This is a genomic window from Opitutus sp. sgz309028, from assembly GCF_059821195.1.
The window spans coordinates 185,424-200,913 of sequence record NZ_JCAMRR010000002.1 but is presented as its reverse complement, the minus strand read 5'-3'; the positions used below and the strand labels follow the sequence as shown (position 1 = coordinate 200,913).

General features: G+C 65.2%; 10 protein-coding genes. 4 read left to right on the top strand and 6 right to left on the bottom strand.

Annotated features, from left to right (window positions below; all coding sequences use genetic code 11):
- Positions 1 to 56: 56 nt before the first annotated feature.
- The 4 genes from AC6RV7_RS06745 (at position 57) to AC6RV7_RS06730 (ending at position 5,338) form a co-directional block, all read left to right on the top strand.
- Entirely contained in the window at positions 57 to 1,277 is a 1,221-nt protein-coding gene (locus AC6RV7_RS06745) for a family 8 glycosyl hydrolase (protein ID WP_500093150.1), read from the top strand.
- A 167-nt stretch (positions 1,278 to 1,444) separates the two neighbouring features.
- Positions 1,445 to 2,599, top strand: a complete 1,155-nt coding sequence (locus AC6RV7_RS06740; RefSeq protein WP_500093149.1) for a family 8 glycosyl hydrolase — start codon at positions 1,445 to 1,447, stop codon at positions 2,597 to 2,599.
- A 30-nt stretch (positions 2,600 to 2,629) separates the two neighbouring features.
- Positions 2,630 to 3,112, top strand: coding sequence for a hypothetical protein (locus AC6RV7_RS06735; RefSeq protein ID WP_500093148.1), 483 nt, complete (start codon positions 2,630 to 2,632; stop codon positions 3,110 to 3,112).
- Between the two features lie 21 nt (positions 3,113 to 3,133).
- Positions 3,134 to 5,338 (top strand): alpha-glucuronidase family glycosyl hydrolase, encoded by a 2,205-nt coding sequence (locus tag AC6RV7_RS06730; protein ID WP_500093147.1) that lies wholly within the window; start codon positions 3,134 to 3,136, stop codon positions 5,336 to 5,338.
- A 25-nt stretch (positions 5,339 to 5,363) separates the two neighbouring features.
- Here AC6RV7_RS06730 and AC6RV7_RS06725 read toward each other — a convergent pair whose 3' ends face one another.
- From AC6RV7_RS06725 to AC6RV7_RS06700, 6 genes are all read right to left on the bottom strand, one after another.
- On the bottom strand, positions 5,364 to 6,818 hold the full coding sequence (locus tag AC6RV7_RS06725) for an alpha/beta hydrolase family protein (RefSeq protein WP_500093146.1): 1,455 nt from the start codon (positions 6,816 to 6,818) through the stop codon (positions 5,364 to 5,366).
- A gap of 7 nt (positions 6,819 to 6,825) precedes the next feature.
- Positions 6,826 to 8,382 (bottom strand): TolB family protein, encoded by a 1,557-nt coding sequence (locus AC6RV7_RS06720; protein ID WP_500093145.1) that lies wholly within the window; start codon positions 8,380 to 8,382, stop codon positions 6,826 to 6,828.
- A 166-nt stretch (positions 8,383 to 8,548) separates the two neighbouring features.
- Complete coding sequence (locus AC6RV7_RS06715) at positions 8,549 to 9,322, bottom strand: SDR family NAD(P)-dependent oxidoreductase (RefSeq protein WP_500093144.1); 774 nt, start codon at positions 9,320 to 9,322, stop codon at positions 8,549 to 8,551.
- 38 nt (positions 9,323 to 9,360) lie between these two features.
- Positions 9,361 to 11,343, bottom strand: coding sequence for an alpha-L-arabinofuranosidase family protein (locus AC6RV7_RS06710; RefSeq protein ID WP_500093143.1), 1,983 nt, complete (start codon positions 11,341 to 11,343; stop codon positions 9,361 to 9,363).
- 94 nt (positions 11,344 to 11,437) lie between these two features.
- On the bottom strand, positions 11,438 to 12,520 hold the full coding sequence (locus AC6RV7_RS06705) for a mannonate dehydratase (protein WP_500093142.1): 1,083 nt from the start codon (positions 12,518 to 12,520) through the stop codon (positions 11,438 to 11,440).
- 36 nt (positions 12,521 to 12,556) lie between these two features.
- Entirely contained in the window at positions 12,557 to 15,445 is a 2,889-nt protein-coding gene (locus AC6RV7_RS06700) for a glycosyl hydrolase 115 family protein (protein WP_500093141.1), read from the bottom strand.
- Positions 15,446 to 15,490 lie beyond the last annotated feature (45 nt).

The following is a 15,490-nucleotide window of genomic DNA, read 5'->3' as shown; positions in this document are numbered from 1 at the left end:
GGCGCGGCGACTCTTCCGCCGCGCCGCTTCGTCTTCCCTGCGTGCTTTCGTCCGTCATGAGCAAACTCCTTCCCCTTCTGCTGTTCGCCTGCTGCTGCGGTTCGATCTCCGCCGCTCCCCAGGGCGCCGCTGCCACCGGCCAGTATCGCAATCTGTTCCGCGAATATCTCGGCAAGTCCGACGCCGAGATCGCCGCCAAAGTCGACGGCGCCTTCCAGCAGCTGTTCTACGGCGATGAGAATTCGCAGCGGCTGTTTTATCCCGTTCCCGGCGACATGGCCTACGTCCCCGACATCAACAACAACGATGTCCGCAGCGAGGGACTGTCCTACGGCATGATGATCGCCGTGCAGATGAACCGCCAATCGGAGTTCAACCAGATCTGGAAGTTCGCGAAACACTACATGTTTTATCCGAGCGGCCCGCTCCGCGGCTACTTCGCCTGGCACACCGCCTTCGACGGACGCCGGCTCAGCGCCGGCCCCGCGCCCGATGGCGAGGAATGGTTCGTGATGGCGCTGTTCTTCGCGTCGCACCGCTGGGGCGATGGCGAAGGCATTTTCAATTACCGCGCCGAAGCCCAATCGCTCCTCCGCACGATGCTGCACAAGGACGACGAACCCGATCGCGGTTCGATCACCAACATGTTCGACCGCGCCGCGAAGCAGATCAATTTCACGCCGCACGGACCCGGCGCGACGTTCACCGATCCGTCGTATCATCTGCCCGCCTTTTACGAACTCTGGGCGCGCTGGGCCGCCGATCCGGCCGATCGCGCTTTTCTCGCCGATGCCACGAAAGTGAGCCGCGAACTCTTCAAGAAAGCCGCGCACCCGCAGACCGGCCTCATGCCCGACTATAGCGAATTCGACGGCTCGCCCCGCAAAGCGCCGTGGGGCAATCACGAGGATTTCCGCTACGACGCCTGGCGCACGCTCTCGAATCCCGCGCTCGATCACGCCTGGTGGGCCGCCGACCCATGGCAGGTCGAGCAAAGCAACCGCGTGCTGCGTTTCCTCGGCTCGCACCTGCCCGATATTCCGGATCGTTTCAAAATCGACGGCACGCCCGTCTCGACCGACGTCAACACGCCCGGCCTGATCGCGATGGCGGCCACCGCCGCGCTCGCCGCCGACCGCGCACTCGGCGAGCCGTTCGTGCAACGCCTGTGGGACATGCCCGTGCCGTCCGGCCGGCTCCGTTACTACGACGGACTGCTCACGATGATCGCGCTCCTCGAAGTGAGCGGCAACTTCCGCATCTACGGTCCGCAATGAACCTCGCGCTGTCTCGCCGCAAGGTGGAGCCCGATGTCCCCACCGGGAACAAATGCTCGCTGATCAGCCCGACGAGGACGTCGGGCTCCACCTCAGCGTCTCGTCGCCATTTCATCCCGCGACGTCACTCCTTTCTGAACTTCCTCGCCGCCTCATTCGTGCTCGCCGTGTCGACGCTGTCCGCGACGCCCTCTTCCACGCGCAATCTCTTCACCGAACTGCTCGGCCAACCCGAATCCGCGATCGACGCGAAACTCGACGCCGCCTGGCAACAGCTGTTCCACGGCGACGAACGCACCGAGCGGCTCTACTACCCGGCCGACGGCGACGCCGCCTACATCGCCGACACGGGCAACCAGGATGTCCGCACCGAGGGCATGTCTTACGGCATGATGATCGCCGTGCAGACCGATCATCGCGACGAATTCGACCGGCTCTGGCGCTGGGCCAAACGCCACATGCGCCACGACTCCGGTCCGCGTCGCGGCTACTTCGCGTGGCACTGCAAATTCGACGGAAAGAAAATCGACGCCGGCTCCGCCTCCGACGGCGAGGAATGGTTCGCGATGGCCCTCTTCTTCGCCGCCCACCGCTGGCACGACGACACTTACGCCGCCGAAGCGCAGACGCTCCTCCGCGACATGCTGCACAAACCCGCCACGGGCGGCGTCACCAGCATCTTCGATCGCGAACGGCGCCAGGTCGTCTTCGCTCCCACGCCCGCCGCCAGTCAGCTGACCGATCCTTCGTATCATCTTCCTTCCTACTACGAGCTCTGGGCCCAATGGTCCGACGACGCCGACGACCGCGTTTTCTGGCGCGAGGCCGCCCGCACCAGTCGCGAATTTTTTCGACGCGCCGCGCATCCCCAAACCGGACTCATGCCGGAATACGCGCACTTCGACGGACGCCCTTTCACCGAGACGTTGTTCGGCCCGGGCAAGGGCGATTTCCGTTTCGACGCGTGGCGCACGCTCGCGCACGTCGCCCTCGACCACGCGTGGTTCGCCGCCGACCCGTGGCAGATCGAACAGAGCAACCGCGTGCTGCGCTTCCTCGCTTCGCACGCGCCGCGCATCCCCAACCAATTCACCCTCGATGGCCGGCCGCTCTCCGAAGAACCATCGCCCGGACTGATCGCGATGGCCGCCGTCGCCGGTCTCGCGGCCGATCCCGAGCTCGCGCGGCCGTTCGTGCAGCAACTCTGGGACCTGCCGATCCCAACCGGCCGCTGGCGCTACTACGACGGTCTGCTTTATCATCTTGCTCTCCTCCAGGTGAGCGGGCGCTTCCACGCGTTCGCGCCGCCAGACGCCCCTTGAGTTTAGCCGTTTCTCCAACCGATCCCGCCCATGACCTCGCGATGCCTCCCCTCCTCCCGGTTCGTTTTTCCCGCGCTCGCGCTCTTCACCTTTCTGCTCGGCGCGTGCACGAGCCCTAGCGCTCAACCCGCACCGACCGCCTCGCCCGCGTCCGCCGCGTCTGAGCCGCAAGACGAAATCAAACCGTTCACCACGATCATCAAGGGCATGACCACGGCCGAAGTCCGCGCCCGACTTGGCCCGCCCGCGAGCGTCAAAGCGTTCGCGGCCGAGGGTATCACCGGCGAGATCTGGACTTACTCCGTCACGACGCGCGGTCCGGTTCGCCAAGTCGCCGCGGAGATGCAGGAGGTGCCTTACATCGACCCGATCGACGGCTCGCTCCGCATGATCAAGGAGCCCCTGACGAAAACCGAGTTCACGCGCATCCACCACACCTTCGAGCTGCTGATGATCCGCGATCTCTTCGTCGAATCGAAGCACCTCGTCACCAGCACGCGCGATATCCGTTAACCTTTTTAGCCCTTTCCCACCGTGGCCGCTCGCATCCGCCTCGCTCCGTTTCTTTTCTCTGCGCTCGCGCTCGTTTTGTCCGCGCTTCACGCGCGGGCGGAAGACGGCTACCGGTTGTGGCTGCGCTACGATCGCATCGCCGACGACGCCCTGCGCCAAAGCTACGCTGCGGCGTTTCGCGAAATCGCGATCGTCGGTGCCACGCGCGAAACGCCGTGGGGCCCCAACTCCGTCGGCACCGCCGTCGACGAACTGCGCACCGGCTTCCAAGGCCTGTTCGGAGTCGATGTGCCCGTCGTCGATCGGCCGACCGGTCAGGGCACGTTGTTGCTCGCCGTCGCGACGCGCTCGCCCGCCATCACGCGACTCGTGAGCGAGTCCGATCTCCGCGCCGCGAGCGAAGAGGGTTTTATTTTGCGCCGGACCGTGTTTGAGGGCCGCCCGTGCACGCTCCTGCTCGCCAACCGCGAGATCGGCGTGCTCTACGGCGCGTTCGCCCTGCTGCGCCAACTGCAGACCCATAAACCGGTCGAACGGCTCGAAATGGTCAGCGCGCCGCGCATTCAGAAGCGCATCCTCAACCACTGGGACAACCTCAACGGCACCGTCGAACGCGGCCAGTCCGGCGGTTCGCTCTGGGAATGGTTCGAGCTCCCCGACTACGTGAGCCCGCGCTACCGCGACTACGCCCGCGCCTGCGCCTCGATCGGCATCAACGGCACCGTCCTCACCAACGTCAACGCCAACGCTCTCGTTCTCACCGCGCCTTATCTGCAAAAAGTCGCCGCCCTCGCGCAGGTGTTTCGTCCTTATGGTATCCGCGTCTACCTTACCGCCCGGTTCAGCGCGCCCATCGAGATCGGCGGACTCGCGACCGCCGACCCGCTCGATCCCGCCGTCAAACGCTGGTGGAACGACAAGGCCGCGGAGATCTATCGCCTGATTCCGAACTTCGGCGGCTTTCTCGTGAAAGCGAACTCCGAGGGCCAGCCCGGCCCACAGGCCTACGGCCGCACGCACGCCGACGGCGCCAATCTCCTCGCCGACGCCGTCGTCCCGTTCAACGGCATCGTGCTCTGGCGCGCGTTTGTCTACGATCACGAGGTTCCCGACGACCGCCACAAGCAGGGCTACAACGAGTTCCAGCCCCTCGATGGCCAGTTCCGCACCAACGTCGTCGTGCAGGTCAAGAACGGCGCGATCGATTTCATGCCGCGCGAACCATTTCACCCGCTGTTTGGCGCGATGCCCCGCACACCGCTCGCGCTCGAGCTCCAGATCACGCAGGAATATCTCGGCGGCGGCATCCACACGGTTTTCCTCGGACCGCTGTTCGAAGAAGTGCTCGACGCCGACACCTTCGTGCGCGGCCCCGGCTCGACCGTCGCGCGCATCGTCGACGGCTCGCTCGACCTCCACGGACTTTCCGCCATCTCCGGCGTCGCCAACGTCGGCAACGCCCGCAACTGGACCGGCAATCCCCTCGCACAGGCCAACTGGTATGCCTACGGCCGGCTCGCCTGGGATCCCGCGCTCGCCTCCGCGCAAATTGCCGAAGAGTGGACCCGCCAGACCTATTCGAACGATTCAGCCGTCGTGTCGGCGATCGACTCCATCCTCCTCGCGTCCCGCGAAGCGGCCGTGAACTACTCGATGCCGCTCGGTCTGCATCACATCATGGCCGAGGGTCATCACTACGGTCCCGGTCCGTGGGTCGACAACGCGGGCCGGGCGGATTGGACCTCCGTTTATTATCACCGCGCCGATCGCAACGGCATCGGCTTCGATCGCACCGCTCACGGCTCCAACGCACTCGGTCAATACGCCCCTGAGATCCAGCAGCGCTGGAGCAACCCCGCGACCACCCCCGACAACCTGCTGCTGTGGTTTCACCACCTGCCGTGGGATTATCGGATGAAATCCGGCCGCACGCTCTGGGACGAACTCGCCCTGCATTATCAGGCGGGCGTCGATGCGGTTCGCGGCTTTCAACGCACGTGGGATGGCCTCACGGGCCGCATCGACGAAGAACGCTTCCGTCACGTGCAAGCGCTCCTCCGCCGTCAGGAACGCGAAGCGCGCGAGTGGCGCGACGCCTGCCTGCTGTATTTTCAGACGTTCTCGCAACGCCCGCTACCCGCCGGCGTGGAACCACCGGAGCATCCGCTCGACTACTACAAATCGATCCGGTTGCGCTACGTTCCCGGCGATCCGGCGATGCGCTGAACCGGATCGCGCATCCACTTTCTTGTTACCATTTCGCCTTCGCGAAATATTTGTCCGCGAACTTCAGGAACGTCGGCCAGTCGAGCACATCGAAGTGGCCGCCTTCGTGGTAGCGAAACGCCAGATCGCCCGCGATCAACTCCTCGTCCGGCGCCGGCATTTCCGTCCGCCCCAGATCCTCTTTTCCGAGCAACCGATAAGCCGGTCCCGCAGCGACGCACGCCCTGAACATGCCCACCGGATCGGCCCACGTGTCCTGCGTGCCGCCGGTCACGAACACCGGTCGCGGCGCCACGAGCGCGATGAGCTCGTGCTGGTCAATCGGGAGTTCCTTCCAGCGGCCCGCATACTTGAGAAAATTCCCCGCCATCCAGTGGTATTCGCCGCTCGACGCGACGATGTCGACGGACTCGCCATAATCGTGCCGGTGCAGTTTCGCCCCGCCCTCGCCGGAACAACTCGCAAACACGAGCGCCCAGCGCGGTTCGAGCGCCGCCGCGACAAGCGCGGTTTTCCCATAACGCGAATGCCCCTGCACCGCGAGGCGCCGTGCGTCGATCGCGGGAATCGTTTCCAAATAGTCCACGATCCGGCTCAAACCCCACGACCACGCGGCGATGCTGCCCCACTGGTCCGGGGTGCGCGGCCGACCGCGGTTCATCAAACCGATGATCCCCGAATTCAAACCCGCTCCATGGTCCGCCTGCAGTGACGTCGGCACGAAGCGCGCGTAGCCCCAACCATGCGCGATCGTCTGTTCGAGTGCGCTTGGTCCTGTCGGCGCGCCGGGGAAACGCATCCCCGGCGGAAAATTAAACGAGATCGCCACCACCACCGGGACCGGTCCGCGCGCCGCGCTCGGCAGATAGAGTTCGAGCTCGATCGTCGGCTCTGCCTCGGGATACGCACGATTGTCGATGCGGCCGACCAGCCGCTGCAGCCGCGCGCGTCCGTCCAGCGCGTGCTCGTCGGTCTCGATCGTTTCCCAAGTAACCGCAGGCGTATCCGCCGGAATGCGACCGTAGATTTCACGGGCGAACAACTCCGCGATCTGCGGCCGCCGCTGCGACCACCAGGCCGCGGGCGTCGTCACATGCTCGCCGTTCTCCAGCGTGAGCGGATCCGGCAGCGGGCCGACGTCGGCGTGGTCCAGATCGTAGCGGATCCAGTTGCCCCACGCGGAGCGCACGACGAAACGCCCGTTGTCCGTCCAGCCGTTGCCGTTCGGATTGCGCTGCGCGTTCGGCGGACGCTGCGGATCGCTTTCCTCCGGCGACAGATTGTCCGGCACCGACAATCCCAGTTGCGTCATCATCCGCTGCCAGTCCGCGTGCGACGCTTCGGCGATGCGCTTGCGCTCCTCCGGCGACGGCCACGCGGCTGGCGGGGATTTTTTGGCGGTCGTTGTCGTTTGCCCGCCGAGCGGCAGCGCCAGCGCGACGCCCACCGCAATCGCGCCGAGGAGGTTTCGCGTATTCATTTTTTGGCTATTCGATCGCCGTATTGCTGACGAACGCGATCCGCACGCCGTCGGGCGACCACGAGGGAACGTTCATCGTGCCCTGTCCGCCGAAGACATACGCGATCACGCGCGGCTCGCCCCCGTCCGCCGGCATCATCCGCAGATAAACCTGCCGGTAATACGGATGATCGTCGGGTCTCACGTCGGCACCATAGGAGAGAAACACGATCCACTTCCCGTCCGGCGAGACATGCGGAAACCAGTTGTTGAGCCCGTCGTCGGTGAGCTGCTCCTGTCCGGAACCGTCCGCGTTCATCCGCCACAGCTGCATCCGGCCCGTGCGCGTCGAGTTGAAGTAGATATAGCGTCCGTCCGGCGAAAACTCCGGCCCATCATTCAACCCCGGCGAATCGGTCAGCCGCACCTCGTCGCCGCCGTCGAGGGAGATTTTGTAGATATCGTATTTGTCGGGGCCGTCCGGCCGCTCCTTGCGCCCGCCGGTGTAGACGAGCCATTTCCCATCCGGCGACCAGCCGTGGAAATACGACGGCGATTTCGGCGTGACGCGCACCGGCGTGCCGCCCGTCGCGGGCAAGCGATAGACCACGGAGCGGCCGTCGTCATCCGCGCTGTGATGACTGATGCCGAGCTGACGCCCGTCGAACGAGAGCACGTGATCGTTGTTGTTGCGCGTCGCAAAGCCCGTGTCGAACGGAGTCATCTGCTTCGTCACGAGATCGAAGCGCTGAAGGCGCCCCTTGTTCGGCCCTGGCCCGCTGACGTTGACGAGCAGTGTGCGCAGATCGGGCATCCAGTTCGGCGCCTCAAACGCTTCCGGGGAACGATGCACGACGGAGAGCTGGCCGGTGAAGACGTTGAGGACCTCGAGCTGTGCGCCGATGTAATCGCGATACGGCACGTAGCCCGTCTTCGGCGGGCGGATGATGCGCACGTCCTTGAAGATCGCCTCTTCTTTTACCTGCGGATTGTGCGAGCAGAGGAACAAGCCGACGAGCACCTCTTCGCCGAGCTCGAGCTCGATCTCACGCGTGACGAACGGCTCGCCGTATCGCGCCGACGAAAACAGGTAGGTCCGCCCGCGTCGCTCGAGCTGGATGACATCGCCGCCCCGCAGCGGCAGCGCCACCTCCTGCGTTTCGCCTCCTTGGGTGCGACGGTATTGGAGCGACGTGAGCCCGTCGCCATGCACGCACGCGTCGGCATACGGCGAGTCCGCGGCGAGCGAGCTCCGCGCGATCCAGCCGACCTTGCGATGCGGATCGACGCCTTGGCCGACGAACTCGAACCGCGCACGCACGATGAAATCGCCCTTCATGCGGTTCCACGCGAAGTGAAACTGGTCCGACGTGCCCCACATGTTGGTGCCGCCGGCGGCGAAGCGGTAGTGTTGCGTATCGGAATCGTAATTCGCGGATCCGGCGATCGCCGGATCGCCCACATCGGCGTGTTGCGCGAATTCGCCGACGGGTTCGTCGGCGCGCGCTCTGACGGTGGGGGTGAGCAAACCAAACGCGACGGCGGAGCCGAGCGCGGACCAGTGGAGCACAGCGGGGGCGTTCATGGGGTAATCTAGCGCAGGACGGATTGTGTATCCGCAAAGTGACGCGATTCGCGAAAAATTCCCGGGCGACGTCGCGCCGCAGGCTTCGGTTCGGTTATCGCGACGAGGGCGGGTCGAACCCCGCCCTACCTCGCAGCGCCAGGTTGCCGAGCTGCGCCGGTTACCTCTAGAAACCCACGCTCACGCCGCCGTCGACCGGGAGGACCACGCCAGTGACGAACTGCGCGGCTGGCGATGACAGATAAACCGCCGCCCAGCCAATGTCGTCGGGCCGGCCCAGCTTCGCCATCGGAGTGCGTCCGACGATCTTGTTTTTACGCACCGGGTCGCCGTCGAGAGCCTTGCGCGACATCTCCGTCTCGATCCAACCCGGCGCGATCGCGTTGACCCGCACGCCGTGGCTCGAGACTTCCGTGGCCATCGTGCGCACCATGCCGACCATCGCGGATTTCGCCGCGCTGTAAGCGACCACGTAGGGAATCCCGAAAAGCGACGCCATGGACGCCATGAACAGGATGGAGCCGTGCCGGCGCTCCATCATCCCCGGCAGCACCGCGCGGGAGATCGCGTGGGCGCCGAGAATATGTGTATTGAGCACCTGCTGAAACTCGGCCGGCGTCGTCTCGACGACCGATTTCTTCAGGTGAATGCCGGCATTGTTCACGAGGACTGAGACCGGTCCGCGTTCGCGCGCGGCCTGCCGCACGAGCTCGTCGGCCCGATCGAGTTCCGTGATGTCATGAACGATGTAGCCGGCGTTGGGGCCGACCGCGACCGCCCCCGCTTTCAATTCCGCTTCCCGGCGACCGACCAGCGTCAGCTTCGCTCCGGCGGCGTGCATCGTGCGGGCGACCGCCAGGCCGATGCCGGTGCCGCCGCCCGTGATGAGCGCGTGTTCGTTGCGCAGAGAGAAGATGGTGGAGAAGTCGTCGTGGTTCATAAGAAATGAGAAAGAATCGGAGCGGCGGCGGCGCTCTCCTATTTCAGCGGCAACGCGAACACAGCCGCGCTGAGCGCCGGGATGCGCAGTTGCGATCCGTTGACACCTTCGGTGCGCTGGAGATCGACCGCCCGGGGCTGACCGGGAGTGTTGTGCGCCGAGGCATCCGCACCGGTCACATGCCAGCGCGTGCCCGATCCGGCGACCGACCGCCCGGCGAGGTCGAGCTGGAGCGACAGCTCCTCGTTCGTGGGATTCACCACGCCGAGCGTCAGCACCTTGCCATCGGCGGTGAGCGCCGCGGTGACGTCATAGTTGCCGAAATCGCGGCCGATCTCGAGCGGCGTCTGACCGTAGTGGGCGCGATACATCTGCAGCATGAGACCGGTGGTTTCCATCTCGGCCGCGATGCGCGACGTCTTGATCGCGCCGATCACATTCACCGTCTGCGCATAATGCGCCATGTGGATCAGGTCGCTCTGCCGGAAATATTCGTGCAGGCCGGCGGCCACACCGAGGCCGTCCGTCAGTTCGTAAATGCAGCCGAGCTCGCCGTAGGCGGATTCGCGGTGCCAGTAATTCCATTCGTCCATCGCGATCGGCATCACGCGACCGTTCAGGTTCGGCAGCCGCGCCTGCAACTCGCGATGGCCGTCAGCTTTCTTGCGGATCGATTCGCGCAACATGCCCACATGCGTGAGCACGTCCGTGCGGCCTTCCTGGGTCCACGGCACGCGGCCGCGGTAGAAATGCTCGGACAACATGTTCATGTGATCCGCGGACGCCGCGAGCATGCCTTCGGACCAGCCGGTTTTCGGCGCCGGACGATCGGGATCGAACGACAGCGGAATCGTTTCCAGGTCGCCGACCCCCACGAGCACCGCCTTGGGGTCGACCTTCCACATGGCTTCGGAGACCAGGTTGTGCTTCAGCGTGTAATGCGGGAGCTGCATGTAACCGAGCTGCCACGGACCGAACATCTCGTTGCCCACGCACCAGTATTTCACGCTGTAGGGCTTCGCGTGGCCGTTCTTCGCGCGCCAGCCGCCCCCGATCGTATCCGCGCCTCGATTACAATACTCCACCCATTGCGCCGCCGAGTAGGCGTCGCCGAAGCCGGTGTTCACGGCAATCATGGGTTCGGTGTCGATCTCGCGGCAAAAATCGATGAATTCGTCCGTGCCGAAATCGTTGTGCTCCACGCCGGTCCACGCGGGATTCTTGCGCGGGGGGCGCCGATCGCGATCGCCGATGCCGTCCCGCCAGTCGTAGCCGCTCACGAAATTGCCGCCGGGCCAGCGATACACGGTGCCGTTGAGCTGCTTCAGCAGCGCGAGGGTGTCGCGGCGCAGACCGCGGACATTGTCACCCGGCATCAGCGACGGCGGACCGAGCACGACGTCGCCCTTCAACACACGCATTTCCAAGCTAGCGCCGCGCTCCAGCGTGGTTTTGGGCGTGAACTCGAACCCCTGCTTGCTGAAATCTTTGCCACGAAACGAGAGCTTCCGCGTCGCGCGTTCGGCCGCGCCCTCGCCCCAGACGAGTGTCACCTCGATCTCCGCACTTCCGCCGAGCGGACGCGCCCAGACGTAACCGACGTAGTTCTTCCCCGCCACCACGCCGAGGTCGCGCTGCCGCAGACCCGCGCCCGCGCGCACCGCCGGAGCGTGATCGCCGACGAACACGTTTTCCTTCACCATCGTCACCGCAGCCGCGTCGCCGATGATCTGCCACGGCGAGGCGCCGACGACGGGATAGTTCGAATCCTGCAACGCCTTGTAGGGCGCGTAGTCGGCCGTGACCGGAAAATAGAATTTCCGGTCCTCGAGCATCTCCGCCCAGATCCCGCCATAGATGCAGCGACCGAGGTGCTCGATGAACTGGCCGTAGATAAACGGGTTTATGGGCGCGCCGGTTTTGGCGGTGTCGACTTTGACGTCGAGTTGCGCCGCGCTCAGGCCGGCCAGCGGGAGCGCCAGGCACGCAAGGGCAAGACGAAGGAGTTTCGGAGGTTTCATCGTGGTTTTCTCAGGGGTTACGATTCGCGGAACGAATCTCTGGGTGTAGTGCGTCTTCCGGCGAGCGAAACCGACACCTCGCGAAACTTGACCGTCACTCGATCCCGAGCGATTTCAAACCGGCCTTCATGTAACCGAGCGCAAAGGCCATCCCTGCGTGCCACGGCGCCGCGCAACTCATCTGCGGCGCGTGATCCGGAATGATCACCCCCTCGAAGCCGTTCTTCTTCAAAATCGCGAGCACGCGCAGCACATCAACTTCTCCGTCGTCGATGAAGGTCTCCTTGTAATGCGGCACTTTGTCGCGGACGTTCCGGAGGTGCACGTAGCCGAGCCGCTGCTGCCGGCTGTAGCGATCGACGACGTCGTAGATGTCGCCCTCCGTCATCTCGGCGAGCGAGCCGACGCAAAACTCCAGGGCGTTCGCCGGGCTTGGGTTCAGATCGATCGCCTTTTGGTATAACTCCGGCTGATACACGAGCCGCGGCTGGCCGCGGATGAACGGCATCGGCGGATCGTCGGGGTGCAGCGCCAGCCGCACGCCGGCGCGTTCGGCGACCGGCAGGACGTCATCGAGAAACCGGCGATAGCGATCCCACAACTGCTCGTGTGTGGCGGAGGGGATCGTGCCGGTGTCGCGGCCCGGCGCGGTCGGATCCACCACCATGTTCCACGCGAGACCATTCGGCATTGGCAGGTCGTAAGGTCCTTCCATCCCAACCGACGGTGCGCCGCCGCGGGCGTAGTTGCCCTTCGTCCGCCCGGCTACGCCGGCGATGGAGAAATTATAGCCCATGATCGGGATGCCTGCCTCGCCGACGCGCCGCACGATGGTCTTCACGTTTTCGATGTGCTGCGCGCGCTTCGGGCCGTCGAGCAACACGTCATACCAATGCGCCGGATCGAAGTTCTCGATCGCTTCGAGCTTCAAGTCCGCAGCCTCGACCGCGTCGCGCACCGCGACGATTTCCTCGAGCGTCCAGAGCCGGTCGGGATCGCCGGCCAGCCCCCAGCCCCAATCCGTGCCGAGCGGCTGGTCGTCCGTCGCCGAATGACCCGCGCCGCCGCGGAAATAGTCGACGAGATGCGCAACAATGTGAGTGGCGCCGGCCTGCTTCGCGAAGGCGAAGTTCTCCGGCGTGAGCATGTGGCGATAAAGGCCAAGACCGAGTTTCATGAAAGAAATGGAATGAAAAAGACCGCGGGAACGAAGTCAGTTGCCGGGTCCCACACGCGGGCTTTCCCGCGGGCCGAGGTAGCTGGGCCGCACGCCGCCCGTGTTCACGACAATGCGCTCGATCACGACGGCCGGCGAAACCCGCCAGACCTTCAAGACGTGAACGCCCGGACGCTCGATACGATGGCGCGTAACGACGCGCCGCACCCCGTCGCCCACCGACGTCTCCCAGGTTTGCAGTGTCGCCCAGGTGTCGAGTTTTACAATCTGCGGCGGCTCGTCGTCGAAAGAAACCGCCAGCCGCAAGCCTTCGCCCGGCTGGAAATCGAGCGACGGCGCGCAGTGCAGCTCCACCGTGACCTCGCCGGTGGACGTCAGCGTCAGGTCGTATTCAAGCCGTGGTGACGCGCCGCCGGGCGTCGACTCCGCCGCCGTTACCGGAAACGTCGTCACTCCGCCCAGCGTGCGCCCAAAATCGTCGAGCGTCCGCCACGCGACGTCTCCAGCATCCATCTTGCGAGCGAAATGCGGCGCTTCGATGGCAACGTGGCCATCGGTTTCGACGAAACCCGCGCGCTCGCCCGGCGGCTGCTCGATCGGCAACCGAATCCGGAACGTCTGTCCCTCCGCTTCAATCTTCACCGTCGCAGTCGAGGCCTCCGGCGGCACGGCGGCGCGGTCGACGCCGACTTCGAGACGCACCTGGTCGGTGACGCGACCTTCTCGCGACGACAGCGTCACCCACGGTTGGTCCGCCTCGGCGCGGAACCCGAATTCGCGATTGCCGCGGTTGAATACCTCGATCCAGCGGGTCTCGCTACCGAGTGGATTGAGGGACGGCAGCAGGGGCGCACGTGCACCGTAGGACGGCCACGCCACGGCGCTGCCTTCGATCGCCAGCGCGGGCGAGGCTTCGTCGCGCGGCCGCACTTCCTGGACGGCAGGCGCGGCTTCGAGATTTGGCGTCTGCCAGTAGGTGTAGCCGAACTTGGTTTCGGACATCAGATGATCCCACCGTCCGCCTCCGAGGGCATGATACTGGCGCGCGAGCTCCTGATCCAAGGCGAACAGTTCGCGCACTCTGGCAGCTTGCGCATTCGCCGCCACGCGGCCTTGCGCCACGTAGAGCCGGTTCAATCCGGCCGCGACGTGCACCTCCTGCACGTTGGCCGCGGCCCTGACCGGATACCACACCAGCTGGAAAAACGCGTCCTGCGCCGCGGCCGGCAGCGCGGTGCGCACCGCCTCGGCCCGGCGGACGAGGTCGCGCCACTCGGCCAGCACGCGCTCGGCCTCGCGATAGTTCACGAGGCTGAACGTGTCCGGAGCGAGCATCTCCGGCTTTCGCCGGCTGAGAAGTTTCGTGTAGCCGTTGATCAGTGCGGCGATCTCCGACGCGTATTCCGCGCCGAAATTCCGCGTCGCCCACGCGACGGAATAGTCGCCCAGCCGCTCGTAGGGCAGCGCGGCCGGATTCCACGCGTAGCGCAGGAAAAATTCGATCGGGAACTCCATCGGCTTGATGTCGCCGACGTTCACGATCCAGATCCGCGTCGCGTCAAGGCGCCACGCGAGGTGCATTTGCTCCCAGATCTTCGTGATCGGGGTGGTGTTGATCCACTTGTAATTCCGCGGTCCCCCGACGTAGTCGAAATGATAATACACGCCGGCGCCGCCGGTGCGCTTGCGTTCCTCGGGGGTGGGCAGCCGGCGGATGTTGCCCCAGTTGTCGTCGCACCACAGCAGCGTCACGTCGTCCGGCACGCGCATGCCACGTTCGTAATAGCCCTGCACCTCCTTGTAGAGCGCCCAAAGCTGGGGGATTTCCGGCAGCGGCCGGCGCTCCACGTCGGAAAGGATCTGCCGCTGATCGGCGACGATACGCTCGAGCAGCGCCACGTTTTCGCTTTCCGACATGGGCTCGTCGCCGTCGCCACGCATGCCGAGCGAGACAATCTTGTCGTAATCCTTCACGCGCTCCACGCCGCCGCGCCAGAACTCCCGGAGCACGTCGGCGTTCTTCTCGTAATTCCACGGACCTTTGCCGTAGCGGTCCCACTCTGCATGCGCGCGCATCATCGGCTCGTGATGCGAGGTGCCGATCACGATGCCGTATTCGTCGGCCAGCGCCGCGTTTTTCGGATCGTCGTCGATGAACGCCCGCGGCTGCCACATCGCGGGCCACAGATAGTTGCCGCGCAGACGGAGGATCAGCTCGAACACGTGCTGGTAAAAGGTGTGATCAAACCGGCCGAACTTCTCGTGCACCCAGCCGGTCAGCGCGGGAGCCTCGTCGTTGATAAAAATCCCGCGATAGCGCACGACCGGTCCGGTCTCGACGATCGGCTCGGGCCGAATCCAGAGACTGGACCGGCGCGTCACTGGCACATCGGCCCACCAATACCAGGGCGAAACGCCGATCTGTTCCGAAAGCTCATAGAGGCCGTAAATCGTGCCGCGTTTGTCGCTGCCCGCGATCACGAGCGCTTGGCTGACACCGGGAAACGGCTGCGACACGACCGAGATCGTATACGCTTCCCAGCGTCCCCGGATCTGCGTCGCGTCGATCTTTCCGCTCGTGGCCAACTCATCCACCGCGCCTCCGCGACCGAGGGTGCCGACGATCACGACCGGCCCCCGCGCCGGACGCGCGGATGCGACCAACTCCGGGCGCACCCCTGAAACTCGCTCGAGATCGGCCTGCAGTTGGCCGGCCACGCGCCGGACCCCGGGAAACTCCTGCGGCGCCACTTGCACGTCCGCGGCCTGGCCCTCGCGCACCAGCGGGAAATCGCCGGCGCTTCCGGTCTCCACGACGAAGGACGGCCGCGCCAGCAAAGCGAAGGCTGCGGTCGAAACGCTCAAGCCCAGCAGCCAGGCGAGCACGAGACGAACGAGAGAACCAGGAGGGAGTCGATGAATCATGCGATGAGTTAAAATAAAAGCGGCGGGGTCGGAGCGACCCCGCCG

Excerpts from the sequence above, each read along its gene's own strand:
- AC6RV7_RS06745 (WP_500093150.1), top strand. The coding sequence starts at position 57 with ATGAGCAAACTCCTTCCCCTTCTGCTGTTCGCCTGCTGCTGCGGTTCG.
- AC6RV7_RS06735 (WP_500093148.1), top strand. The coding sequence starts at position 2,630 with ATGACCTCGCGATGCCTCCCCTCCTCCCGGTTCGTTTTTCCCGCGCTC.
- AC6RV7_RS06725 (WP_500093146.1), bottom strand. The coding sequence starts at position 6,818 with ATGAATACGCGAAACCTCCTCGGCGCGATTGCGGTGGGCGTCGCGCTG.
- AC6RV7_RS06720 (WP_500093145.1), bottom strand. The coding sequence starts at position 8,382 with ATGAACGCCCCCGCTGTGCTCCACTGGTCCGCGCTCGGCTCCGCCGTC.
- AC6RV7_RS06715 (WP_500093144.1), bottom strand. The coding sequence starts at position 9,322 with ATGAACCACGACGACTTCTCCACCATCTTCTCTCTGCGCAACGAACAC.
- AC6RV7_RS06710 (WP_500093143.1), bottom strand. The coding sequence starts at position 11,343 with ATGAAACCTCCGAAACTCCTTCGTCTTGCCCTTGCGTGCCTGGCGCTC.
- AC6RV7_RS06705 (WP_500093142.1), bottom strand. The coding sequence starts at position 12,520 with ATGAAACTCGGTCTTGGCCTTTATCGCCACATGCTCACGCCGGAGAAC.
- AC6RV7_RS06700 (WP_500093141.1), bottom strand. The coding sequence starts at position 15,445 with ATGATTCATCGACTCCCTCCTGGTTCTCTCGTTCGTCTCGTGCTCGCC.